The 25,803-nt window shown below is 39.7% G+C and carries 22 protein-coding genes and 1 pseudogene; 14 read left to right on the plus strand and 9 right to left on the minus strand.

Features of this window, described 5'->3' with window-relative positions; all coding sequences use genetic code 11:
• From PSF09_RS02775 to PSF09_RS02795, 5 genes and pseudogenes are all read left to right on the plus strand, one after another.
• Nucleotides 1-201, plus strand: a pseudogene (locus tag PSF09_RS02775) (metal ABC transporter permease); the annotation flags it as partial.
• A 169-nt stretch (nucleotides 202-370) separates the two neighbouring features.
• Nucleotides 371-664: a LexA regulated protein gene (gene ybfE / locus PSF09_RS02780; protein ID WP_004909532.1), complete on the plus strand. Its 294-nt coding sequence runs from the start codon at nucleotides 371-373 to the stop codon at nucleotides 662-664.
• A gap of 154 nt (nucleotides 665-818) precedes the next feature.
• Nucleotides 819-1,346, plus strand: coding sequence for a flavodoxin FldA (gene fldA, locus PSF09_RS02785; RefSeq protein WP_004256261.1), 528 nt, complete (start codon nucleotides 819-821; stop codon nucleotides 1,344-1,346).
• Between the two features lie 269 nt (nucleotides 1,347-1,615).
• Nucleotides 1,616-2,065, plus strand: coding sequence for a ferric iron uptake transcriptional regulator (gene fur / locus PSF09_RS02790; RefSeq protein WP_004256285.1), 450 nt, complete (start codon nucleotides 1,616-1,618; stop codon nucleotides 2,063-2,065).
• Between the two features lie 485 nt (nucleotides 2,066-2,550).
• Nucleotides 2,551-3,240 carry a bactofilin family protein gene (locus PSF09_RS02795; RefSeq protein WP_272683462.1) on the plus strand — a complete coding sequence of 230 codons (690 nt, stop codon included), beginning with the start codon at nucleotides 2,551-2,553 and terminating at the stop codon, nucleotides 3,238-3,240.
• Between the two features lie 139 nt (nucleotides 3,241-3,379).
• On the opposite strand, the gene chiP is transcribed toward PSF09_RS02795, so the two are convergent.
• Nucleotides 3,380-4,777: a chitoporin ChiP gene (chiP, locus tag PSF09_RS02800; protein ID WP_371031495.1), complete on the minus strand. Its 1,398-nt coding sequence runs from the start codon at nucleotides 4,775-4,777 to the stop codon at nucleotides 3,380-3,382.
• Nucleotides 4,778-5,340: 563 nt separating this feature from the next.
• On the opposite strand from chiP, the gene PSF09_RS02805 reads away from it, so the two are divergent.
• Nucleotides 5,341-6,135, plus strand: a complete 795-nt coding sequence (locus tag PSF09_RS02805) for an SDR family NAD(P)-dependent oxidoreductase (RefSeq protein ID WP_272665319.1) — start codon at nucleotides 5,341-5,343, stop codon at nucleotides 6,133-6,135.
• 97 nt (nucleotides 6,136-6,232) lie between these two features.
• Here PSF09_RS02805 and ansB read toward each other — a convergent pair whose 3' ends face one another.
• Complete coding sequence (ansB, locus tag PSF09_RS02810; protein ID WP_272683463.1) at nucleotides 6,233-7,276, minus strand: L-asparaginase 2; 1,044 nt, start codon at nucleotides 7,274-7,276, stop codon at nucleotides 6,233-6,235.
• A gap of 194 nt (nucleotides 7,277-7,470) precedes the next feature.
• Here ansB and ycaO point away from each other — a divergent pair, with 194 nt between their 5' ends.
• Nucleotides 7,471-9,225 carry a 30S ribosomal protein S12 methylthiotransferase accessory factor YcaO gene (gene ycaO / locus PSF09_RS02815; RefSeq protein ID WP_272683464.1) on the plus strand — a complete coding sequence of 585 codons (1,755 nt, stop codon included), beginning with the start codon at nucleotides 7,471-7,473 and terminating at the stop codon, nucleotides 9,223-9,225.
• A 66-nt stretch (nucleotides 9,226-9,291) separates the two neighbouring features.
• Here ycaO and PSF09_RS02820 read toward each other — a convergent pair whose 3' ends face one another.
• The 3 genes from PSF09_RS02820 to PSF09_RS02830 are packed head-to-tail and all read right to left on the minus strand — an operon-like array spanning nucleotide 9,292 to nucleotide 13,170.
• The gene (locus PSF09_RS02820; RefSeq protein WP_272683465.1) at nucleotides 9,292-10,887 is read right to left on the minus strand and encodes a UxaA family hydrolase; all 1,596 of its coding nucleotides are present in this window, start codon (nucleotides 10,885-10,887) and stop codon (nucleotides 9,292-9,294) included.
• Nucleotides 10,888-10,911: 24 nt separating this feature from the next.
• Nucleotides 10,912-12,225 (minus strand): MFS transporter, encoded by a 1,314-nt coding sequence (locus PSF09_RS02825; RefSeq protein ID WP_004909506.1) that lies wholly within the window; start codon nucleotides 12,223-12,225, stop codon nucleotides 10,912-10,914.
• Nucleotides 12,226-12,276: 51 nt separating this feature from the next.
• Complete coding sequence (locus PSF09_RS02830; RefSeq protein ID WP_210840057.1) at nucleotides 12,277-13,170, minus strand: dihydrodipicolinate synthase family protein; 894 nt, start codon at nucleotides 13,168-13,170, stop codon at nucleotides 12,277-12,279.
• Between the two features lie 346 nt (nucleotides 13,171-13,516).
• Here PSF09_RS02830 and PSF09_RS02835 point away from each other — a divergent pair, with 346 nt between their 5' ends.
• The 4 genes from PSF09_RS02835 to pflA all read left to right on the plus strand — a co-directional run bounded on the left by PSF09_RS02835 (nucleotide 13,517) and on the right by pflA (nucleotide 18,881).
• Nucleotides 13,517-14,290 carry an IclR family transcriptional regulator gene (locus tag PSF09_RS02835; protein ID WP_210840058.1) on the plus strand — a complete coding sequence of 258 codons (774 nt, stop codon included), beginning with the start codon at nucleotides 13,517-13,519 and terminating at the stop codon, nucleotides 14,288-14,290.
• A gap of 462 nt (nucleotides 14,291-14,752) precedes the next feature.
• Nucleotides 14,753-15,610 (plus strand): formate transporter FocA, encoded by an 858-nt coding sequence (gene focA, locus PSF09_RS02840; protein WP_109911032.1) that lies wholly within the window; start codon nucleotides 14,753-14,755, stop codon nucleotides 15,608-15,610.
• A 70-nt stretch (nucleotides 15,611-15,680) separates the two neighbouring features.
• Nucleotides 15,681-17,963, plus strand: a complete 2,283-nt coding sequence (pflB, locus tag PSF09_RS02845) for a formate C-acetyltransferase (protein ID WP_272683466.1) — start codon at nucleotides 15,681-15,683, stop codon at nucleotides 17,961-17,963.
• Between the two features lie 165 nt (nucleotides 17,964-18,128).
• Nucleotides 18,129-18,881, plus strand: a complete 753-nt coding sequence (gene pflA / locus PSF09_RS02850; protein WP_272683506.1) for a pyruvate formate lyase 1-activating protein — start codon at nucleotides 18,129-18,131, stop codon at nucleotides 18,879-18,881.
• A gap of 31 nt (nucleotides 18,882-18,912) precedes the next feature.
• On the opposite strand, the gene PSF09_RS02855 is transcribed toward pflA, so the two are convergent.
• The gene (locus tag PSF09_RS02855) at nucleotides 18,913-19,335 is read right to left on the minus strand and encodes a DUF2000 domain-containing protein (protein WP_004909488.1); all 423 of its coding nucleotides are present in this window, start codon (nucleotides 19,333-19,335) and stop codon (nucleotides 18,913-18,915) included.
• 155 nt (nucleotides 19,336-19,490) lie between these two features.
• Between PSF09_RS02855 and PSF09_RS02860 the strand changes: the two genes are divergently transcribed.
• The 3 genes from PSF09_RS02860 to PSF09_RS02870 all read left to right on the plus strand — a co-directional run bounded on the left by PSF09_RS02860 (nucleotide 19,491) and on the right by PSF09_RS02870 (nucleotide 22,162).
• The gene (locus PSF09_RS02860; RefSeq protein ID WP_272683467.1) at nucleotides 19,491-19,958 is read left to right on the plus strand and encodes an Lrp/AsnC family transcriptional regulator; all 468 of its coding nucleotides are present in this window, start codon (nucleotides 19,491-19,493) and stop codon (nucleotides 19,956-19,958) included.
• A gap of 364 nt (nucleotides 19,959-20,322) precedes the next feature.
• Nucleotides 20,323-21,117: a BPSS1780 family membrane protein gene (locus tag PSF09_RS02865; protein ID WP_272665325.1), complete on the plus strand. Its 795-nt coding sequence runs from the start codon at nucleotides 20,323-20,325 to the stop codon at nucleotides 21,115-21,117.
• A gap of 151 nt (nucleotides 21,118-21,268) precedes the next feature.
• Nucleotides 21,269-22,162 carry a LysR substrate-binding domain-containing protein gene (locus tag PSF09_RS02870; RefSeq protein WP_272665326.1) on the plus strand — a complete coding sequence of 298 codons (894 nt, stop codon included), beginning with the start codon at nucleotides 21,269-21,271 and terminating at the stop codon, nucleotides 22,160-22,162.
• Here the strand turns inward: PSF09_RS02870 and PSF09_RS02875 are convergent.
• From PSF09_RS02875 to PSF09_RS02885, 3 genes are all read right to left on the minus strand, one after another.
• Nucleotides 22,148-22,876 (minus strand): sulfite exporter TauE/SafE family protein, encoded by a 729-nt coding sequence (locus PSF09_RS02875; RefSeq protein ID WP_272683468.1) that lies wholly within the window; start codon nucleotides 22,874-22,876, stop codon nucleotides 22,148-22,150. The genes PSF09_RS02870 and PSF09_RS02875 overlap by 15 nt on opposite strands.
• 181 nt (nucleotides 22,877-23,057) lie before the next feature.
• Nucleotides 23,058-24,350, minus strand: coding sequence for a serine--tRNA ligase (gene serS, locus PSF09_RS02880; RefSeq protein WP_004909472.1), 1,293 nt, complete (start codon nucleotides 24,348-24,350; stop codon nucleotides 23,058-23,060).
• 108 nt (nucleotides 24,351-24,458) lie between these two features.
• Nucleotides 24,459-25,802, minus strand: coding sequence for a replication-associated recombination protein A (locus PSF09_RS02885; RefSeq protein WP_272665329.1), 1,344 nt, complete (start codon nucleotides 25,800-25,802; stop codon nucleotides 24,459-24,461).
• Nucleotide 25,803: the final 1 nt, after the last annotated feature.

Raw genomic sequence — 25,803 nt, forward strand, 5'->3', positions numbered from 1 at the left:
GAAGCCGCGATTATGGAAAATATGCCATTAATTACTCGAGGAAGAACCGTCATTAGCATTGCTCATCGGCTAAATACAATTATGCACGCAGATAGGATATGTGTGATTTGCCAAGGAGAAGTACACGAGATAGATACCCACGAAAACCTACTCAAATCAAATGGTTTATATGCCAATTTATGGCGCCAGCAGACGCAATAATTTGAATAAAAAAGCATCACGCTTATAGCAAGTGGTGCTTTTTTACCAAAAGCGCTCATTTTACAATCAATTAAACCCAATCATCATAGATGAAGCTATAGCACAAGGGGATTAGCTAGGGTATCATGGCGCGCTGAATTACTGGCACACCCTTTTAGCAGTTATAGACATGGCAAAAGAACAAACGGATCGAACGACACTAGATTTGTTCGCTGAGGAACGAAGGCCTGGGCGACCTAAAACAAGCCCGCTATCACGGGATGAACAACTGAGGATCAACAAACGCAACCAACTGAAACGAGATAAAGTGAAGGGATTGCGCAGAGTTGAATTGAAACTGAACGAAGACGCTGTCGCGGTATTGAATCAGTTAGCTGAAGATAAAAATATAAGCCGTAGTGAATTGATCGAAGAAATTTTGATGTCACAACTTGAACATGTTGATACATCAATACTCAAGTAACGTTATCTTGATAAATCACACAAATTTGACAGACTTAGCAACATTTTTTCGCCAGAATAAGGCGTAATATTCTATCTATTTTCGTTCTAAACGGGCTATAGAAGGCGAGTTTTCACCTCTAGCTCTCTTAGAAAAACAAGAGGTTAATCACTTTATGGCAGTCATAGGCATTTTCTTCGGAAGTGACACAGGTAACACAGAAAATATTGCCAAAATGATCCAAGAAAGATTAGGCAAAGATGTAGCAGAAGTTCACGATATCGCGAAATGTAGCAAAGAAGATATTGAAGCTTTTGACATTCTACTTCTTGGTATTCCAACTTGGTATTATGGTGAAGCCCAATGTGACTGGGATGATTTCTTCCCTACTCTCGAAGAGATTGATTTCGAAGGTAAACTTGTCGCCTTATTTGGTTGTGGAGACCAAGAAGACTACGCTGAATATTTCTGTGATGCTATGGGTACGATCCGCGATATTATCGAACCACGTGGTGCTGTTATTGTTGGTCATTGGCCAACAGAAGGTTATCACTTTGAAGTATCCAAAGGCATGGCAGATGACAACCATTTTATTGGTTTAGCTATTGATGAAGATCGTCAACCTGAGCTAACTGATGAACGTGTTGATGCATGGGTAAAACAAATCTCTGAAGAAATGTCTTTAGCTGAAATTTTAGGCTGATAGACTGCATAAAGAACCCTTACCCATAGATTACACCACTGTCTTACACAAAATGAACCCCCTAAGCCAGTGGCGTAGTCTAAAATAACCGATAAGGTATCCTAATAGGATAGGTTCTCAAGAGATTATCAAAATAATGAGACAATGCATGGTTTCTATTTTTATTTTCCATGCCTATAATTGTAAATCAGTTTAGAAGACAACTGTATTGATGTTAAAAATGTCTCATTATTGTTAAATTTATGATTTAAGATACAGGACAAACCCGCATGACAGACAACAATAAAGCATTGAAAAATGCTGGACTCAAAGTCACTCTTCCAAGATTAAAAATTTTGGAAGTACTTCAAGAGCCTGAGTGCCACCACGTCAGTGCGGAAGATCTCTATAAAAAGCTGATCGATATGGGTGAAGAGATCGGGTTAGCAACTGTATACCGCGTGTTAAACCAGTTTGATGATGCCGGTATCGTAACCCGTCACAACTTCGAGGGTGGTAAATCTGTATTCGAACTAACTCAGCAACATCACCATGACCATTTAATCTGTTTAGATTGTGGAAAAGTGATTGAGTTTACTGATGAATCCATTGAAACCCGCCAAAAGAATATCGCTGCTCGCCATGGCATTAAACTATCTAACCATAGTTTATATCTATATGGTCATTGCGCAGATGGTGATTGCCGTGACAATGCTGACGCACACGAAGCAAAAGAGTAATAGTATTCAACCATCGTCGATGAAACGTCATGGTTAAAAATGCCAAAACCCTGATAATACAATTTTATCAGGGTTTTTTATTTTAAGTATTGATATTAGCTTTTTTTACTCGATGAGTGATAATTGCTAGTAAATAACTTAAACACTATTATTTATCACTGTATTTTAGCAATAATGCAAGATTTTTATAAAAACTATAATAGTTGCAATTCAAATTAAAACCCTTATATTATTTCAGAGATAAATATATTCCGTTATCTAAAATAATACTTTACATATCAAAGTGGTATATAAATAACATCATAGATGATTCCAAACACTTCATACTATTTAAAATTATTTAATTACCTTACTATAATTTCAACTCCATATTAGAGAGTTAATGATTCAAATGTAGTCATAATGTTAAATCATAATTTAAATGCGTAATTACATTTATTGACTAAACTAATTGAGTACTTTAGTAATTTGTAAGAGATTAACTGATGAAAAAAACCTATCTTTTTCTCAATACAAGTTTTTTCTTCTGGTTTCTTACTTTAATAGGGTGGTTTTTTAGCTATTCAGCTATCACCTTATTTTCGTTTGTATTATCAATATTGTTCTTGATCGTATACTTCAATCAAAAAAAGGTAAGTAAAATGTTCACCAAAAGACAAAACAAGCCCGCGCCTACAGCGACGCCCCCTTCTATAAGTGATGAGCCTGAAGTGATTGCAAAAATAGAAGAACAAATAACACTGTCAACTCCGACTATTAGTGAAGAAAAATCGAATACGATTATCTCTAGGGACGTTATTTTTGAAGGAAATATTACATCTAATGAGCAAGTGCATATCTATGGGAAAGTCATTGGAAATATAACAGGAAAAGAAAATACGGTTAAAGTTATGTTAAACGGCCAAGTCACAGGAAATATCACCTGCAAGGAACTGGTGGTTAATGGTCGTATTGAAGGTGAATGCATATCTGATACTATTTGTATTGAAAATAATGGAGAAATCCACGGTACTATTCATTACAGTAGTTTATCAATTAAAAAAGGAGGGATTTTATCTGGCCAAGCACAAATTAAAAACCCACCCCATCAATCAGAAAAAGTTACCATATTAAAAGATAAATTAAAACAAGACCCCCTTATACTCAATGAAAGCGTAAATACCGTATCCTTGTAATCAAAAATAAAATAAGGGTTTATTCTTGTCTTAATATTCTATTCAATATTAAAAATATATGGTAAGTCCTTTGGTTATCAGGGGAAATGACTGCTATGGTTTCTTTATAGCAGTCATTGCAACTAAAAGATTTTACAAATTAGAATACCGTAAATGGCATCATCACCATAAACTTAATATCTTTTTCATCTTGGAAGATATTTCCGTAACCACCGCCATAGCTCGGAATATCTGTATGGTTATCATACTTGGTAAAATGCAGTTTAAATAGCGTATCTTTTGCTCGACCTGATTGTACGGTATACAAAATATCAAAGTTCCATGCGCTTTCTTTTAAGCGTACATCTTGAGCATATTGACTATTTGTACTTGGCTTAGCATCCCATCCATAAATATATGAGGTTCCGACCTTCCATCCTGCTAAGTCCCAATTTTTTAAATCATACATGACACCGGCCATAACTGCTTTTTCATTATTAGCATTCCAGTCCGAGCGGCCATCCCACCAAATGTCCATACGACCGTTTGATGTTGCCCAACCGGGGGTCATACGCTGTAGAAAATAGCCTTGATTACCTTTGGCTTTTACATAGGTTCCTTCTAATTTAAAATCAAACTCATCGTAGGTGTAGCCGAGTGTCATCGCTTGCAACCAAGCTAAACCGTCATAAACATCGTTAACGCCTCCGTCTGAAACCTTATCTTTTGCACCATAAAATTGATAAGACATACGTAAGTCATGGTCAATAACTGGAACAGCATAGGAAACCTTAGCAAAATATTGATCCATATAGCTTTTAGCTTGCCCATATGCCCCTTCTAGGACTAAATTATTTTTAAAGTCATATTTAAAGCCAATTGAGTGTAAATAGCTGATCCCAGTTTCGCCATCCGCTTCACGAAAGTCATACATAGTGCGATACCAAGGAGCCTTATAGCGGTCGGTCCACATATAGGACATACTAAGTTCACCATTTTGCTCAAAATCAAACACCCCGCCTATCTCTAACCCTCGGTATGTACCGGGCATATAGCTCCAGTGGGATGCGAGTAAAGTTTGACCAGTAGGTTGAATATAGCCGCCTCTACCCCAGAAAGGGCCATATTTCAATTTTGCAGCAGCCTTATAAAAAGTCACACCACTGCGATCCCCTGTCCATTTTTCATCCCAACGTGATTTCGCATCGCTAAAGCCGATTTCATTGGGTGCAGCTGGGCCACTATTTGATAACTCAATAGCGGTAAAACCCGCTAAATCTAGCCCGATGATGTCCTGAAAATAACCGGATGAGAAATCAAGACTGGCATTAAATGTTGAGTGTTTAAGATTATCCGCATACTTTTTATATTTATCACTATTTGGGTCTAAATCTTTACGTGAACGATCGCGTTGCCAGTAGTAAAGGCCACCTGTAAGTTTTGAATCTTCAATAAATTGCTCCGCATGCATGATTGGTTGGTAACCAATAGGAAGCATTGCTATTGCAATTTTTAAGACGAGCAATTTCCTGCCAGTATTGACATTTTTATTAACCATTCTTGTATTCCTCTAATATTTTTTAATTTTATTTTTCGGCCGAAATACGATTTAACTTTCCATTTAAATCTAAATATTCACAATGAGTTATATCTCTTGCGATGTATTTAGCCTATTTTTTGCAACGCGAATTATCAACACAGATACAGGCTTTGTTGCCAAAATATGATCAACGGCACATTAATTTTAATTAACTGTCATTATCACCGATGATGACCTTGCTAAAAATAAAAAGTAATTGATTGATAAATATAAAAAATATGCATGGGATACGTATAAGGAAGTGTTTAAGAAAAAATCAATAAATTAACTAATTGTTCCTTAATTTCGTCTATTTTGCAGGAATTCGCTAAGTTCTATCACCACATTGACCTAATTGCCTTAAAATAGATCAGATTGCTGAGTCAAATAATTAGGATAAATGTTGTTATGCTGAAAAATAACATACACAGCTATAAAATTTATCAACAAATAATCAAATAAAATGTACAGCATTAATAAGAAAAGCACCGCATTATCATTTGCTATTATGAATTCTCCTTTTCAATATAAAGAGTTCGTAAATGAAAATAGACTTAACAGGCAAACGCGCATTAGTCAGTGCATCAACAGCTGGAATTGGTTATGCAATTGCTAAAGGCCTCGCGAATTGTGGCGCAGAAGTTTTGATTAATGGCCGTAACGATATACGCGTTAATGATGCCGTTTCTCGCTTGAAAAAAGAATTACCCAACGCCAAAGTGTTTCCTGCTATTGCAGATGTCAGTGATGCGAAAAGCGTTGATAAACTACTTAGCGAAATCAGTGAAATTGATATTTTAGTTAATAACGCAGGTATCTATGGGCCAGAAGATTTCTACACAATGGATGATGCAAGCTGGGATAGCTACTGGCAAACAAATGTGATGTCCGCTGTGCGTTTATCCAGAGCACTTCTCCCTGCGATGGTGAAAAAAGGTTGGGGTCGAGTGGTCTTTATTTCGTCGGAATCGGCACGTAATATCCCTGCGGATATGATCCACTATGGCGTGACTAAAACAGCAATGCTCTCCCTTTCTCGGGGGCTCGCTAAATCTGTTGCGGGCAGTGGTGTTACTGTAAACAGTGTCTTGCCAGGGCCAACACTGTCTGATGGCTTTGCCAATATGATGGAGGATGAAGCCGCGAGAACTGGGAAGTCGATTGAAACCCTAGCAAAAGAGTTTGTAATGGCCCACCGCCCAAGCTCTGTAATCCAACGTGCAGCGACTGTCGAAGAGGTCGCGAATATGGTAGTTTATACCTGTTCTAAACAAGCCTCAGCGACTTCCGGTGCAGCCTTACGTGTTGATGGTGGCGTTATCGATGACATTGTGTAATTCGAGCATTCAATAATATTGCCTTATTGTCACAGCAAAACTAACGGGGTACAGGCTACTGCACCCCGCTGTATGAAATAAATACTTGTTTTGATAATTAATATTTTTCGAATAATGCCTGAATTTGCTGAGGATCTTTAGTCTGAGTTAAAGCCAATTGCAGCAATACACGCGCTTTTTGCGGATTTAACCTTTCTGAAGCAACAAAACCATATAAATTATCATCCACTTCGGCATTTCTTGTCGTATACCCTGTTGGTACACGGCTTGAGCGAACGACCACAACGTCTTCTTTCGCTGCTTTTGCTAAAGCGTCAAATACTGTTTTATACATATTACCGTTACCCACACCTGCGCTTACAATTCCTTCAACCCCTTCTTCTCTCAAGGCTTTCACAGGTGCTGCTGATGCATTGGCATAATTATAAACGATACCTACCGCAGGGAGCTTTTCAAGTTTGCTGATGTCAAATGCCGCTTTGTCACCGCGTGGTTGTGGTGCTTGGAAATAGGTGACTTTACCATCATGAATAAAGCCTTCTGCTCCACTATTAACGGCATCAAACGCTTGTACTTCAGTGGTGCTCATTTTCATCACATTACGGCCTTGAACGACTTTATCGTTCATTGCCATCAAAACACCGCGCTCTCCGGCTGACTTATCTGCCGCTAACACAACTGCATTATATAGATTTAGAGGACCGTCAGCGCCTAAAGCCGTTGAAGGGCGCATTGCGCCAACTAAAACAATGGGCTTTTTACATTGCGTGGTTAAATCAAGGAAAAATGCCGTTTCTTCTAAAGTATCAGTACCATGAGTGATGACAAAACCATCTGTTTTATCACAATCTTGGTTAATTTTTTTCGCGAGGGTCAGCCAAACTTGGTCATTCATATCTTGCGAACCAATATTCACCAATTGCTCACCGCTTAAATTGGCAATTTTTTTGGTTTCTGGCACCGCATTAATTAAAGCATCAATCCCTACTTTACCCGCTTGGTAACTGGAGGATGTGGCTGAATCCCCACCACCTGCTATCGTTCCTCCTGTCGCCAATACTGTAATATTCGGTTGAGCGATAGCGGATACGGCAAACAGTGAAACCAATGTCGCCAAAAGCGCTTTATTTCTGTTTTTCATCCTATTTTCCTTTCATTAATAAACTTCGGTTATTATGTGGAATTGTGCTGAATTTTATGTGACCTATACAATTATTTTAGGATAAATAATGAATTTTAAGATGATTTATCTATGAATGAATAAAAAGCGTGAGGCTTGCAGCAAAAATCCGTATCATAGCCCGTTTGAAACACTCTATTCACAAGTGACTGACAATGAGCCAAACTTTTATTCCCGGCAAAGATGCCGCTCTTGAAGATTCCATCGATGCATTTCAATCCAAATTAAAGAAATTAGGCTTTGATATTGAAGAAGCCTCTTGGTTAAACCCTGTACCTAACGTTTGGTCTGTACATATCCGTGATAAAGCGTGCCCACTTTGCTTTACTAATGGTAAAGGGGCGAGCAAGAAAGCTGCATTAGCCTCAGCGCTTGGTGAGTATTTTGAGCGTTTATCAACGAATTACTTCTTTGCGGATTTCTACCTCGGTAAATCTATTGCTGAAGGGGATTTTGTCCACTACCCTAATGAAAAATGGTTCCCATTAACCGAAGATGATAGCTTACCTGAAGGGTTATTAGACAATCGTTTGATTAAGTTTTATGACCCCGACAACGCCTTAGCCGCAAGCCAATTAATTGACTTGCAATCTGGCAATGAAGAACGCGGTATTTGTGCACTGCCATTTACCCGTCAATCAGACAACCAAACCGTATATATTCCAATGAATATTGTTGGCAACCTCTATGTTTCTAACGGAATGTCTGCGGGCAATACAGCCAACGAAGCTCGTGTACAAGGCCTTTCCGAAGTCTTTGAACGCTTTGTAAAAAATAAAATCATTGCTGAAAGTATTAGCCTACCGGCTATCCCTGCAGACGTCATGGCACGCTACCCTGCGGTAGTTGAAGCGGTTGAAACCTTAGAAAAAGAAGGTTTTCCAATTTTCTGTTATGACGCATCACTCGGTGGCCAGTACCCTGTGATTTGTGTGGTGTTGTTTAATCCACAAAATGGGACTTGTTTTGCCTCATTTGGGGCTCACCCTGACTTTGGTGTTGCCCTTGAGCGTACCGTCACGGAATTACTGCAAGGTCGTGGCTTAAAAGACCTCGATGTGTTTAATGCACCGACCTTTGATGACGAAGAAGTGGCAGAGCACACGAATCTTGAAACTCACTTTATTGATTCAAGCGGTTTAATTAGCTGGGATCTGTTTAAAGATGATGCCGATTATGCCTTTGCAGATTGGAGCTTTAAAGGTACAACTCAAGAAGAGTTTGCAACACTTATCAGTATTTTCAATACATTAGATGCTGAAGTCTATATTGCAGATTATAACCACTTGGGTGTCTACGCTTGCCGTATTTTAGTCCCAGGAATGTCTGATATTTACCCAGTTGAAGACTTACATATCGCCAATAACGCGATGGGCGCTTATTTACGTGACACCATTATCAACCTACCTGATAGCCAATGGGAAAAACAGGACTATCTTGCCCTTATCGAGCAATTAGATGACGACGGTTTAGATGATTTTACCCGTGTTCGTGAATTACTTGGTTTGGCAGTAGGTAAAGACAATGGGTGGAGTAACCTGCGTATTGGTGAGCTAAAATCCATGTTGGCACTCGCGGGTGGTGATCTTGAACAAGCACTTGCTTGGGTTGAATGGACACAAGACTTCAATAGCTCAGTATTTACTGCTGAGCGCGCAAATTATTATCGTTGCTTGCAAACCCTGTTGTTGTTATCTCAAGAAGAAGAACGTGACCCTGCGCAATACTACAACGCATTTGTGCATATGTATGGGCAAGAGGCAGTAGATGCTGCATCAGCCGCTATCGCTGGGGAATCATGCTTCTATGGCTTGTGGTCTATCGACGAAGAACTTAAAGCACTTCCTGCGCATCAAGCCTTGCTGGCAGCTTATGAAAAGCTGCAAAAAGCAAAGCGTGATAATGCATAATGTGAATTAAATCGTTGACGGGGAACTTGCCCCGTCAACATTTTTACATTTATTGGTTTATATTAATTATAAATCCAATGACCGTTTCCATAATAAGAAATCAAACTGTTCTAGGCGATCCGCTTGGACCTGATAATCACCGCTTGCCGTATCAATTACCCGTTCAAATAGCCCTTTACTGATTGTCGGTAATGGAACCCCATCAATAATTGGCCCGCAATCATAATCAATTATGTCTGATAGACGCTCAGCAATGGCACTATTCGTCGATATTTTTAAAACAGGTACAATCGGGTTCCCTGTAGGAGTGCCAAGCCCTGTTGAGAAAATAACCACATTACACCCTGCAGCAACAAGTCCTGTGACTGCATCAACATCATTACCTGGCGTACAAACTAAGGATAACCCACTGTCAGGCATAGGCTCTGCATAGTCACACACTGCACTAATCGGTGAAGTTCCGCTTTTTTTAGCCGCTCCAGTCGATTTAATCGCATCGGTTATTAGCCCGTCTGCAATATTGCCGGGGCTTGGGTTATCGGCAATGGTAGTATTAAAGAAATTCGCTGTTTTTTCATAACGTTCCATCAAATCTAAGAATTTTTTCTTATCCTCAAAAGAGACACACCGTTTCACCATATCCCCTTCTGCACCACACAATTCAGGGAATTCAGCTAACCCTGATGCGCCCCCCAAAGTCACTAGCCAATCAGAAACTAGCCCCATCGCAGGGTTACCCGAGATCCCTGAAAAACCGTCAGAAGCGCCACATTTCACACCGAGTTTTAAATGAGACAACGGAACATCCACACGAGATTGCGGTATGACGGCCTTCATGCACTCATAGGTTTGCTTCAACGCTGTTTGCATCATTTCTTCTTCGCTACTCCACTCTTGCTGGCGAAAGTAAAGTGCAGGTTTAGCAAAATTGGGGTTACGAGCAGCAAGTGACTCTTTAAACATTTTACGCTGTGCTTTTTCACAGCCCAAACTGAATACCGTAATACCGATGACATTAGGGTGGTCCGCATAAGCAGCAAGCACATCACACATCGTTTTACTGTCAGAGGTCGCTCCACCACAACCACTCGTGACCGTAATACAACGGACACCTTCTATATGTGGGAATAATTTAGGTTTTGCAGTTCCCCCTTGCTCCCCTGCGGTTAAATCCAACGCAAAGTTTTTCAAACTATTGTTGGTATAACCTAATGCTTCATTTAAGGCATCTGTAAGTTTTATTACATTGCGGTTTTCACAAAATACCAATGGAAAAATTAACCAGTAATTTGCGGTTCCCACTCGCCCATCCTCACGTACATAGCCTTTAAATGTGCGTCCTTGATATGTAGATACATCAGGTGCATTCCACTCGTACGGTGCGTCTTGTTCTAAAGAAACTGGGGCTGCATAGTGGCGAATATTATCGACTGTGATAACTTCACCTTTTGCAATTGGCTTTGTTGCTTTTCCTACTGCTGTGCCATACATAGAAACAATGCCATCAACGGGTATCGCTTCCATGGCAAATTTATGCTTTGCTTTAACATCAGTCACGAGGGTCACGTCTTCACTTCCCCAGTGGTAAATATCCCCTGCTTGCAGGTCTTTTAAGGCAACAATTAGGTTGTCGCTCTCATCAATTTTGAGAATTTTTTGCATGTCACACCTTCCTAAAAATTGTCATTAGTTAGATGACAATGCGTTGAGATTCTTGTTATGTGTGTTTTTTTTAAGTAATGCGATTAAGACGGCACAACCTACTGTGATCACCGCTAATGTCACGATACCCGCAGTATTGCTATTCATCATTTTATCGACTTCCACGCGAATGATTGGTGCGAGGAATGAACAAAATGCCCCCATGGTGGTACAGAAACCAATTCCTGCTGCTAGTGCAGGGCCGCTTAATAACTGAGGAGGAAACGTCCAAAACACTGGTTGAACGGATAAAAAACCAACAGCACTTAAACATAATGCTGCAATAGCAAAAACAGGGCTCGCAAATGCTGACAATGCCAAACCTAATGCTGCGGCTAACATACACAGTACTGAAATTTCGATACGACGAGTTGGATGGCGGTCAGCAAAGCGAGGAATGTAATACACTCCGAATGCAGAACAAGCCCAAGGTATGGCAGCAACTAAGGATTGTTTAAAGCCTAAACTTTCTCCCATTAAGGACGCAACTTGGGAAGGCAGAAAGAACATCAAACCGTATACTGAAATTTGAATCGTGCCGTAAATCAGTGCAAGGTGCCAAACTTTGATATTTTTTAGTGCAGATAATACCGATGTGGTTTCAGTTTTTGCATTTTCTTTGGCTAATTGCTCAGTTAGCGCTTTTTTCTCTTCTTCGGTTAAAAAACGGGCTTTTTCAGGGCTATCATCCAAATAAAAGAAAGCAAAAATACCAATCACAACGGCAGGAAGTCCTTCAATGACAAACATCCAGAACCAACCCGGCCGACCTAACCAGCCATGCAATTCCAGTAACGCACCTGATAATGGCGAGCCCAATGTCAATGCCAAAGGTACACCTAGAACAAAGATCCCAATTACAGACCCACGTACATTATTGGGAAAATAAATTGAGGCTAGTAATAGAATTCCTGGATAAAAACCAGCTTCCCCAAGTCCCAACAAGAAACGCAAAACAATAAATTGCGTTTCATTGGTGACAAAACCGGTCATTGCCGACAGAACGCCCCAAATTACCGTAGTAATACTCAGCCACTTTTGTGCACCAATTTTGTTTAAAATTAAGTTAGCGGGAATACCAAATAATGCATATGCCGCAAAGAAAATACCGGCACCAAAAGCAAACGCAGAATCAGATAAACCAATGTCGACTTGCATTGCATCTTTCGCAAACCCCACATTGACTCGGTCAATAAATGCAACAAAATACAAAATAAACATCAGGGGTACTAAACGTTTCCACGATTTGGCTATCGCAGAATTTAAAACAGGATTGTTATAAGCTTTAGTGGTCGCCATGATATTTTTCCCTGTTGGTAAGATGTTCTATTGTGTTTGATTTAGGAAAGGTCAGAGCGGTGAATCAGCAAGGGTTAACAACTGCTGAAGTTGCTCAATCTGTATATTGTTCAACCCAATAAATGGTGCTGTACAATAGTCTGAATTAACCACACCTTTTAGCTGCAACGCTTTCTTAAAGGTTGGGATAAATGGTGCATTGACACCATATATAGCCATCAATTGGTCTACTCGTTGCTGGTGTTTTGCCACTAATGCTAAATCACCTTGGGTAAACGCCTGCATCCACGATGCAAAAAATTGCGGCACAATATTTGAAAGCCCACCAATGCACCCATTTCCCCCCGATAACACCACATGAGCAAAGTTATTATCGTAACCTGCGTATACCTCAAAATGGGGCAAGCGTGATTTCACCGTTTCAATCACCTGGGCGGTATGAGTCGTGTCAGGAATGGTATCTTTCAATCCGATGATATTGGGATATTTATCCGCTAAACGCAGGCAAACATCCGGGGAGACAGAATAACCTGTTCGTTCAGGAAAGTTATAAATGAAAATGTTAGCAGATGTTTTTGCTGCTATCGTACTGTAAAAACGGAAAACACCTTCATCATCTAGCGGGAAATAATATGGGCTAATGATCATCACCCCATCGATTCCTTTTTCATATGCATAGTTAGCCAATTCAATCGATTCTTCCACATCAAGGCGGCTTGCCCCTGCATAAACACGCATTTCCTCCTTTGGATAACGACCACATAGGTCGATTAATGTTTTTGAGCTCTGCATATTGAGCGCAAAAAACTCCCCCGTGCTTCCCATAGCGACAAAACCGGAAACTTTGCCCTTCAATGAGTCATAAACACGTATATTTTGTTCTATATCCACTCGACCTTTGTCATCAAAGATGGTCACTACTGGAGTGATATAACGACTTTCCATACTGATAATCTCCTCATAAACTTCTTGTTCATATATACAAACTTCATTCATAAATAAAAACAAATAACAAGAAATCATGAATCATTGATTGAGTCAAATTCATCCAATTCATATAAAAATTTTATGTAATGATTTGATTAAAAAGGTATTTGAAGGGATTAAATGGCCATAAAGCTAACTAAAGAATACTTTTTTATTACTAAATTTTGAGCAAGGTCACGCCTTTTGGATGACTTCACCCATTATTAAGAATGACCAATTTGAGATTAAACGTATTCCTGAGATGATTTACATAGTGATATTTTAAACCTAGAATAGCGACAAAATTAATCAGGGAGGTGGTTTAATGTCTACGGGGCACATGCCGACAATTCGGGTATTAGAAATACTGCAAGTTTTATCGGCTGAAAATACTGGGCTTTCTTTGACGCAACTTTCTGATAAAACACAAATATTAAAAGGGACGATTTATCCTATCTTAAAAACATTGGTTGAACATCGATATATTAATTACGATGATAATAGCCAGTTATATTATTTAGGTATCGCCTGCTCGCTTCTTTCCCGCTCATTTTTCGAAAAATCCTATTGGCTAAAAATGGTTCATCGGGAAATGGTACATATTGTTGATGAATGCAATGAAGTGTGCCAAATGGGGATTTTAGACGGTGCTAATGTGTTATACATTGATAAAGTTCAATCGGCGCAAAAGGTCCAATTAATCTCTAATATCGGCACTCGTTTGCCTGCGATTTACTCAGCACTGGGTAAAGCCATGATTTTTAACTACAGTGATCAGCAAATTTCCGAGCTTTATCCTTCGGGTTTTACGCCATTAACCCAATACAGTGTGCAAACGTTGGCTGAACTGCGCCTGCAGCTTAACGCGGTTCGCGAAAAGAGTTATGCAGTTGATAATAAAGAAATTGATGAAGAAACCATTTGTTATGCTGTCTCATTACGACAACGCAATAACATCATTGCGGCAATCAGTGTGTCTATCCCAACCTTCCGCATCGATGAACCCAAAGTGAACCAAGTCATCAAAACGCTCTTAACAAGCCGAGAACGTATTGAGCAAGAACTAAACACTCTTGAAAATATTGAATTTTATACCTAGTTACAACGTTAAAAGCTGATTATCTTATTAAGATATATCACTTTAATTCATCGATTAATTTATATTAATCTTTTATTATTTGCATAATTGTTAGATAAATATTGCAAAAATACGGTTTGGCTAAGGAATATATATCGGAATCCCCCCTGATTAACTAGGGCATTATGCAAACATAAGTTAAATTATATGCCAAAGAGATCATATTCATCTTAAATAGTTAACATTTACGCGTATATTTTTACTTATTTTGCTGGCCAAAACTGACCTTATAAAAATTTTATATAAATTTTAAAAAATATTTAATCCTTATTTATCATGTAGATACATCGAAATTTAACATTAAATTAACCAACTTCACCACTCTCTCTAGAGAGTTCATGATCCATATCAAATTTATCAATTCTTCCCTTTGTTACTATTATTGCGTGCTATAATTAATCAACTTTGTAAGAGAGTGTTGGTATGAAAGCTGACAACCCTTTTAATTTATTGCCACCAGCTGTAATGGCGCAAGTCGCAGATGATGCCTCTGTTTATAAGGCAAATAAACATCCTGCAATTACTTACTTGTCAGCATTCACTGCCGGTATTTTTATCTCTATCGCATTTGTATTCTATATCACGGCAACAACCGGGGCAGCTGAAGCGCCTTATGGTTTCACTAAACTTATTGGCGGGATTTGTTTCTCCTTAGGTCTGATGTTAGTGGTTGTATGTGGTGCAGACCTTTTCACCTCCACCGTACTCACTATCGTCTCAAAAGCCACAGGTAGAATCACTTGGGGGCAAATGTTCCTCAACTGGTTTAATGTCTATATTGGTAACTTAATTGGTGCGCTGTTCTTTGTTGCACTGATTTGGTTTGCAGGACAATACACCGCAGCCAATGGCCAATGGGGATTAAATGTCTTACAAACCACCAGCCATAAATTACACCATACCTTTATTGAAGCGGTTGCATTAGGAATTTTAGCAAACTTAATGGTTTGCCTTGCGGTTTGGATGAGTTACTCCGGCCGTAGTTTAACTGATAAACTGGTCGTTCTAGTGTTACCTGTCGCGATGTTTGTGGCGAGCGGTTTTGAGCATAGTATTGCAAACATGTTCATGATCCCATTAGGTATTATGATTAAAGAGTTTGCACCTGCTGAATATTGGTCTCAAATAAATATGTCTCCTGATCAATTTTCACACCTAACAGTCGGTAACTTTATTACAGATAACTTAATTCCAGTTACTATCGGAAATATTATTGGCGGCGCGATTTTAGTCGGCCTCATTTATTGGTTTATGCATTTACGTAGTGGCCAAAAACATTAATAGCCACTGACACACACTAAAAGATTTATTAAGATCCCTAAAAGATCCATTGTTAAAAGGTAAAAGTATCATGTCCGAGTTAAATGAAAAATTCGCTTTAGCATGGCAAGGTTTTAACCAAGGTGACTGGCAGAATAACGTCAACGTACGTGACTTCATCCAGAAAAACTACACTCCATATGAAGGTGATGAATCTTTCTTAGCAGACTCTACTCCAGCAACTGACTCGCTGTGGGATAAAGTCATGGAAGGGATCAAAATCGAAAACCGCACTCATGCGCCTGTTGATTTTGACACAGATGTCGCTTCAACCATCACTTCCCATGATGCAGGTTACATTACTAAAGAATTAGAAAAAATCGTTGGTTTACAAACTGATGCACCTCTGAAGCGTGGTCTTATCCCATTCGGTGGTATCAAAATGGTTGAAGGCTCGTGCAAAGCTTACGACCGTACTTTAGACCCAGAAATCAAAAAAATCTTCACTGAATACCGTAAAACTCACAACCAAGGTGTTTTCGACGTTTACACGCCAGACATCTTAAAATGCCGTAAATCAGGTATCTTAACAGGTCTGCCTGATGCGTATGGTCGTGGTCGTATCATCGGTGACTACCGTCGTGTTGCTCTGTACGGTATTGATTTCCTGATGAAAGACAAATTTAACCAATTCACCTCTTTGCAAGAAAGATTAGAAAAAGGTGAAGACTTACAAATGACTATCCAACTGCGCGAAGAAATTGCTGAACAGCACCGTGCATTGGGTCAAATGAAAGAAATGGCTGCAAAATATGGTTACGATATTTCTGCACCAGCAACAAACGCACAAGAAGCAGTACAGTGGACTTACTTCGGTTACTTAGCCGCTGTTAAATCACAAAACGGTGCTGCAATGTCGTTTGGTCGTGTTTCTACCTTCTTAGACGTGTATATCCAACGTGACTTAGAAGCAGGTAAAATTACCGAACAACAAGCGCAAGAATTAATTGACCACTTAGTCATGAAACTGCGTATGGTACGTTTCTTACGTACTCCTGAATACGATGAACTGTTCTCTGGTGACCCAATCTGGGCAACTGAGTCATTAGCAGGTATGGGCCTTGATGGTCGTACTTTAGTAACGAAAAGCACATTCCGTTTCCTGAACACACTGTATACCATGGGCCCATCTCCTGAGCCAAACATGACTATCCTGTGGTCAGAAAAACTGCCAATGAATTTCAAAAAATTCGCGGCTAAAGTGTCTATCGATACCTCATCAGTTCAGTATGAAAATGATGACCTGATGCGCCCAGACTTCGATAACGATGACTACGCAATCGCATGTTGCGTCAGCCCAATGATTGTTGGTAAACAAATGCAGTTCTTCGGTGCTCGCGCAAACTTAGCGAAAACCATGCTGTATACCATCAACGGTGGTGTTGATGAAAAACTGAAAATGCAAGTGGGTCCTAAACATGCACCAATCATGGACGAAGTCTTAGATTTCGATACTGTGATGAACCAAATGGACCACTTCATGGATTGGTTAGCAACTCAGTATGTCACAGCACTGAACTGCATCCACTTCATGCACGATAAATACAGCTATGAAGCTTCACTGATGGCGTTACATGACCGTGATGTATATCGCACCATGGCTTGTGGTATCGCGGGTCTATCTGTTGCTGCTGACTCACTGTCTGCAATCAAATATGCGAAAGTTAAACCTATTCGTGATGAAGATGGTATTGCTGTCGACTTCGAAATCGAAGGTGAATACCCACAATTTGGTAACAACGACTCTCGTGTAGATGATATCGCGTGTGACTTAGTTGAACGTTTCATGAAGAAAATTCAGAAACTGCCTACTTACCGTAACGCAGTACCAACTCAGTCAATCCTGACCATCACATCTAACGTTGTGTATGGTAAGAAAACAGGTAACACACCAGATGGTCGTCGTGCAGGTGCTCCATTCGGACCAGGTGCAAACCCAATGCACGGTCGTGACCAAAAAGGTGCAGTAGCTTCACTGACTTCTGTTGCTAAACTGCCATTTGCTTACGCGAAAGATGGTATTTCTTATACCTTCTCTATCGTACCAAATGCGTTAGGTAAAGATGACGACGTTCGTAAAACCAACTTAGCAGGCTTGATGGATGGTTACTTCCACCACGAAGCGTCTATCGAAGGTGGTCAACACTTAAACGTTAACGTTATGAATCGTGAAATGCTGTTAGAAGCAATGGAAAACCCAGAGAAATATCCACAGCTGACTATCCGTGTATCGGGTTATGCTGTACGTTTCAACTCACTGACTAAAGAACAACAGCAAGACGTTATTACTCGTACTTTCACAAGCACAATGTAATAATTAGCTTATTAAAATAAAGTAAATTAAAGGCCCCGCTTTATGGGGTCTTTTTATCTATACCAGCAACGATATTTTCTCTAAAGTTTGCGGTATGACAGATATTTTGGAGTGCCTGCTATGTCTATCGATGATACTAAAACCAAAACAATAGCGATAACTAATATGACAGAAACCCCAACCACACTCGGCCGCATTCATTCATTTGAATCATGCGGAACGGTCGATGGTCCAGGGATCCGTTTTATTGTCTTTTTCCAAGGCTGCTTAATGCGCTGCCTGTATTGCCATAACCGCGATACTTGGGACACCCATGGTGGCAATATCGTCACTGTTGACGAATTAATGAAAGAAGCCGTAACCTATCGCCACTTTATGAATGCGACTGGCGGCGGCGTTACTGCCTCTGGTGGTGAAGCTATCTTACAAGCCGAATTTGTGCGTGACTGGTTCCGTGCATGTAAAAAAGAAAATATTCATACTTGCCTTGATACCAATGGCTTTGTGCGCCGCTACGACCCAGTGATTGATGAACTGATGGATGTCACTGACTTAGTGATGCTTGATTTAAAACAAATCGATGATGAAATTCATCAAAAATTAGTGGGTGTTTCTAATCACCGTACTTTGGAATTTGCCCGTTACCTTGCCAAACGCAACCAAAAAACCTGGGTGCGCTATGTTGTCGTGCCGGGTTGGAGCGATGACGACCATTCAGTACATTTACTGGGTGAATTTACCAAAGATATGAACAATATCGAGAAAATCGAATTATTACCTTACCATGAGCTTGGTAAACACAAATGGGAAACCATGGGTGAAGAGTACAAGCTAGATGGTGTTAGACCACCATCAAAAGAAGTGATGGAACGAGTTAAAAGCATTCTTGAAAGCTATGGTCACAAAGTGATGTACTAAAATTATAGAGGCTCTTTACAGAGCCTCTTATTTATTTGAAAAGCGGTAAATGACCAATTAGCTGAGTGACTGCCTTTTTATTTCCCACCAAGCCTATCCCTGCCAATTGAATATCTTTATATTGCTGTTCAGATAATTTCTGCTGATATTCATCATAAGTGCGGCAAGATTGAGCGAGCAAACTAAAAGGAATGATATAAATATCATCTTTCTGGTAAGCTGCCACTTCAATCTCTTTCATATATTGCTCTGCGGATTTTAATATCGGTAATGGTGCATAAATCACCCCTGGGTAATTCATATTATCCAAACTATTAAGATCATTCCCTACCATATTATTGACTTTATTTCCTAAACTCACACCAATTACACTCGCTGCATTCATCGCTAAACCATTCGATAAGTTTTGGTTTACCACGATGGCACAACGGTGTTCTGTTGGATTAAAAATCATCTCTCTTTTCCCTTTTACTGTTTGTTATTGTTCTAAAACACCTCATTATTATTGCATTTAAAGAAAGAAATAAGCTTTCTAACTCAGTCATTACACGCTAAAATTTAGGCGATTTTATCCTATTTTATGCAATTTTAAGGTAAAGGCTTTCATTTATGGCAATAGATAAGACAGAAATAAAAATATTGAAATTACTACAAGATGACGCTCGAATAACGAATCAAGTTCTTGCTGAAAAAGTAGGCATGTCAGCCTCTCCCTGTTGGCGAAGAGTTAAAAAACTAGAAGAAGAACATATTATTGAAGGATATCGCGCTATTCTCAATCGTAAAAAAATTGGCTTAGGTGTGATGGTATTTGTTCGCGTTATTATTGATAGCGATAGCGAGGCTGAAGCTCAAAAATTTGAACAAGAAGTGACTGAGCTCGAAAATGTTGTCGCTTGCTACAGTATTGGTGGTGATACCGACTTTTTATTGCAGGTTGTATCTCATGATTTAGACTCCTACGCCGACTTCGCGATGACGGTTATTCGCCGGTTACCGGGTATCAAAGAAATGCAAAGTATGTTTGTACTAAAAGAGATTAAGCCATTGGATGCTTACCCCATATCGCTCATTTAACCGCTGGGTAAATGGCATTTTGCTTACGTATTAATAATAATGATTATTTAATTTACTATTCACTATTAAATTAGGGTTTGGTCTTACTGTATAGAATAAAAAAAACAGCCGTTTTCACTGTACTACTAAATACTCATACTCTATTCAATACATTAAGGTATAGATAATGGTCTTATTACAATAAAAAATATCTTATACAAGAAAATTTTAATCAAAAATACCTTACCAGAATAGTCTGCTTTATAATAAGCTGACTTATCTGCATACTACTGCCGATAAGTTACTAGAATGAGTATAAGCTCAGAAAACTTATTAATAATAATATATTGCTAATTCACTACGACTAACAGGTTCCTTTTTTATCATGAATAATGAAAACTTCAGTGCAGATAACAACCCTGCACCACAAACTCAAGCCGATACATTCGTTTTTCACGCAGAACCTCGCGCTGTAGATGCAGGTGAAGGTGTTAACTGGATCAGCCAATCATGGTCTCTCGTTAAAGAAAAACTGGGAATGTGGATCCTAATTAACATCGTTCTGTTTGCGGTGATCTTTATCATTTCAATGATCCCATTCTTGAACTTACTGATTACTTTTATTACACCTATTTTTATTGGTGGTATTATCGCTATCAGTGAGAATCAACGTAAAACTGGCCAAGCAGAAATTGGGTTATTATTTGCTGGTTTCCAAAATAAATTCGGTACCCTATTTGCCGTTGGAGCCATCAACTTTGCGGCTAACTTAGTCGGTATGATCATCGCCTTTATTATCGGTGGTTCTGCTATGTTTGGTTTATTAATGGAAAGCAACCAATATGGTTCACCATCTGACGCGGCTATCCTTGCATCTTCAGGCACATTCTTCTTTGCAATTATTATCATGGCCGTTGCTGCATTAGTAGGTACTGCCTTGACATGGTTTGCTCCAGCATTGGTTATGAACCACGACTTCACTGTTGGCGCTGCAATTTCTGCAAGCTTACAAGCTGTTAAGAAAAACATCCTGCCAGGTCTTCTGTTCTTTATCGTTTTATCAATCTTAATGATAATTTCAGTAATTCCTTTAGGTTTAGGTTTATTAGTTTCTATGCCAATTATGTATGTTTGCTATTACAGCAGCTACCGCAGCCTGTTTTTCTCACAAGTAAAATAAACCAAAGTGTGATGGTTTAACGACTTTGCTAAATTATTAAATCTAAAAAAGGAAAGCAATTGCTTTCCTTTTTGCTATCCCATACAAATTCACATATATTCCTTTAAATAGTAATTTCCCTCTTTCCTTTCATAAATTGGAGCTGTTTTCCATGTATTTCGATATCACTGATTTAAAACTGTGTGTCAATGTCGCTAATGCAGGGAGCATCACCCATGGAGCGAAACTAACTTATCTGACACTGCAATCTGCAAGTGAACGAATACATGGGTTAGAAAATGAATTAAACGTAGACATTTTTGTTCGCTCAGTGAAAGGGGTTTCATTATCAAATGCAGGTCATGTATTTATTGAACATGCAAAAACAATTTTGCAGCAAATTGAAGTAATGCAAGATGAACTGCAGCAATATAGTCGACACCTACGTGGGCATATTAATATTCTTTGTAATACCTCTGCTCAAATGGAATTTTTACCTGCCCGTGTTAGCGCTTATTTACGCCAGCACCCCGCTATGTCTGTGTCAGTGAAGGAAATGCCAAGTACTAATATCGTCACTGCAATCAGAAATAAAATTGCTGATATCGGTGTTATCGCAGATTCTACTGATCTCACCGGGCTGGATATTCGGCCATTCAGCTCAGATGAATTAGTTGTTTTTGTCCATAAAGATAGCCTTTGGGCAAACCGAGAAAATGTTCCATTTTCTGACATTATTGATGCTGAATTTATTGGTTTAATGGAAGATAACCCATTACAAAAACATATTGATAATAACGCCAAACAACAAGGCAGGCGGCTAAACTACCGAGTACGTATGCCAACATTAGATTCTGTAATGCAAGGGGTTAATGATGGCATTGGCATAGCTATTATTCCCAAACAAGCGGCACAGCGTAGCCAATTCTCTGCGAGTAAAATAGTGCAATTGGCTGAGATTTGGGCATGTCGAAAATTAGTTATCTGTGCACGAGATTTCAACCAATTACCTGATTACACTAACGAGTTTGTTAATTTCTTAATTAACTGGTCATCTGAAAGCTAATTTTGTCGCCATGTAAATTCCTAATCCGATCAAACCAATAAAAAAGCAACGACGGAATAATTTCTCGCTAATAATCTTGCGTAAAAATTGACCAAGGTACATTCCACCAATAGCAGGTATTAAGGCAAAGGCAGATAAACGCCAATTAATATCATATTGTTGCTGGTCAATGGATAACTTGATTGCTAATGCAACTGTTGATGCGGTAAAGGCTAGCCCTAGAGCCTGAATAAGCTCATTTTTATTTAATTTTAAGGTTTGCAAATAAGGGACTGCTGGAATAACAAATACACCTGTAGCAGCCGTAATCACACCAGTGATATACCCCACTGTTGGGGAAAGCCATATTTCATGTTTCTCGGATGATGGCATTTTTTTTGCGATTAACCCCCATATTCCATAGATAATAAGTACGAAACCAAGTGCAGGTAGTGTCCAATAAGATGCTGAGGTTAAAGAAGGTAAAAAACTGAATACGGTGCCTAGTACCACCCCAATAATAAAACCACTGAGCCGTTTGATTAGTGCCATAAATTGTGGGCCAATCAATAATTGCCATATATTCGTGATTAACGAGGGAATAATTAACAAGCTAGCAGCGGCAGCAGGCTCCATGGACGTGCTTAATAACCCCATTGCGATTGTTGGTAACCCTAACCCAATCACCCCTTTTACAAGGCCTGCTAGTAAGAAAACACCAATAATTACACCCATCTATATCGCTCCGATAAATTTACTTTACCGTAGATTAATGTCCTACATTGAATAGCGCTATTTGGAAAATATTGAGGGGGGATCAGGTTTAGCCTGAGGATACGTTTTCAAAATACTTAAAATTTGCAAAAAAAACGCGACTACTATGAGTCGCGTTTTACTTTTGAAGAAGTAATGGAAATTAACCGATGTACTCTAACCCTTTCATATATGGGCGCAATACTTCTGGAACTTCAATACGGCCATCTGCTAATTGGTAGTTTTCTAAAATCGCCACCAATGTACGACCAACCGCTAAACCAGAACCATTCAGAGTATGAACAAGTTGTGTTTTCTTATCACTCTTACCGCGGAAGCGAGCTTGCATACGACGCGCTTGGAAATCCCACATGTTTGAACAAGATGAAATTTCACGATAAGTATTTTGCGCTGGTAGCCATACTTCTAAGTCATAAGTTTTACGTGAACCAAAACCAATATCACCGGTGCATAAAATCACTTTACGATAAGGTAAGTTCAGTAATTGTAATACTTTTTCTGCATGGCCAGTCAGTTCTTCCAATGCATCCATAGATTTTTCTGGATGAACGATTTGCACTAATTCAACTTTGTCAAATTGGTGCATACGGATCAAACCACGTGTATCACGGCCATAAGATCCCGCTTCAGAACGGAAACAAGGTGTGTGTGCTGTCATTTTCAGAGGAAGTGAGTCTTCATCTAAAATTTCATCACGAACCAAGTTAGTCACAGGTACTTCAGCTGTTGGGATCAAAGCATAAGTACTGCTGTCTGCTTCTTCTTCCAGTGGTTTAGTATGAAATAAGTCTTCACCAAACTTTGGTAATTGGCCAGTTCCGTACAGCGTGTCATGGTTGACTAAATACGGAACATACAATTCTTGGTAGCCATGTTGTTCAGTATGTAAATCAAGCATGAATTGTGCCAAGGCACGGTGCATGCGAGCAATTTGCCCTTTCATGACAACAAAACGAGCACCCGTCAGTTTTACCGCAGCTGGAAAATCTAAGCCGCCAGATAACTCACCAAGGCTAACATGGTCTTTAACTTCGAAGTCATACTGGCGAGGTTCACCCCAACGAGCCACTTCAACGTTGTCAGAATCATCTTTACCATCAGGTACTTGGTCATCAGGGATATTCGGGATACTCAAGGCAATATCACGGATTTCTTGTTGCAGCTTTTCAAGCTCCGCTTTTGCAGAATCCAATTTTTCGCCTAATTGGTTAACTTCTAGACGTAATGGTTCGATATCTTCACCACGTGCTTTTGCCGCACCAATAGTTTTCGATCGCGAGTTACGGTCTGCTTGCAGGGTTTCAGTTTCAACTTGTAAAACTTTGCGGCGTTCTTCTAATTCACGCAGCTTTTCCACATCAAGGGTAAAACCCCTGCGAGCCAGTTTTTCAGCAACCGCGTCTAGCTCCGTACGCAGTAAATTGGGATCGAGCATGCTTATCCTGTGATTATTGTTAGTAATTAATGATACTTTTTGAGGTGCGTTCCAGCACAACAAATAAAGTAAAGTATTTCGCTATATAACCTTACCGCATTGCCCAGTTTAGCGATAGCGTTTTGTGGTGCTAATTTGATCCTGTTGGGCTAACCAGTCTAGTTTTTCAGCAAACTTGCTTTCTTGACCCCGTTTCGTAGGGTAGTAATAACGCGTTGTTTGCATCGGTTCAGGAAAATAGTTTTCCCCTGCCGCGTAAGCGTTAGGTTCATCATGCGCATAACGATACTCTTTCCCTGCTCCCATTTCTTTTAATAGTTTAGTTGGGGCATTTCGAAGATGTTCTGGCACATCGTAATCCGGTTGCATTTGCGCATCTTTAATCGCCGCTTTATAGGCGGTATAAACTGCGTTACTTTTCGGCGCACAAGCTAAATAAACAATGGCTTGGGCAATTGCACGCTCACCTTCGGCTGGCCCCACTCGAGTAAAGCAATCCCAAGCTGAAATGGCGACTTGCATCGCACGAGGATCCGCATTACCCACATCTTCTGATGCAATTGCAAGTAACCGACGCGCAACATACAGCGGATCTCCCCCCGCAGTAATGATCCTTGCAAACCAATATAGTGCGGCATCCGGTGCTGATCCTCTAATAGACTTATGCAGCGCAGAAATTAAGTCGTAATAACGGTCGCCTTTGTTATCAAACCTTGCTGTTCGCTCGCCACTGACTTCTTTTAATAAATCAGCGGTTAAAATACGCTGCCCTTGGCCATCCGCCTCGGCCATATCCGCCATCATTTCCAGCAGATTTAATGAACGCCTAGCATCCCCATTAACCAACTGAGCAACCATTTTGCGCGTGCTGTCAGGTAGAACAATATTTTGCCCACCAAGGCCACGAGATGAGTCTGCCAGCGCTTGCAGCAATACCCGCTCAATATCATTTTCTTCAAGAGATTTAAGCAAATACACCCGAGCACGTGATAACAACGCAGAGTTTAATTCAAATGATGGGTTTTCTGTTGTCGCACCAATAAATGTAATCGTGCCATCTTCTATGTGCGGTAAAAATGCATCTTGCTGGCTTTTATTAAAACGATGAACTTCATCCACAAATAAAATGGTTCTTCGCCCTGCACTACGATTTTGCCGAGCCTTTTCAATGGATTCTCGGATTTCCTTAATACCAGAGGTGACTGCTGAGATGCGTTCAATATCGGCTTGTGCATAATTGCCAATAATTTCAGCAAGGGTTGTTTTGCCTGTTCCTGGGGGCCCCCATAAAATCATGGAGTGCAGATGACCCGCTTTAATCGCACGCGGTAACGGTTTGCCCTCTGCCAATAAATGCTTTTGGCCAATATATTGTTCAAGGGTTTCAGGCCGCATTCTTGCTGCTAAAGGTTGAAATTCATTCTGCGAAAAATCAAGAGACAGGTTACCCACT

Source organism: Providencia sp. PROV141 (genome assembly GCF_028481645.1).
Classification (GTDB): domain Bacteria; phylum Pseudomonadota; class Gammaproteobacteria; order Enterobacterales; family Enterobacteriaceae; genus Providencia; species Providencia rettgeri.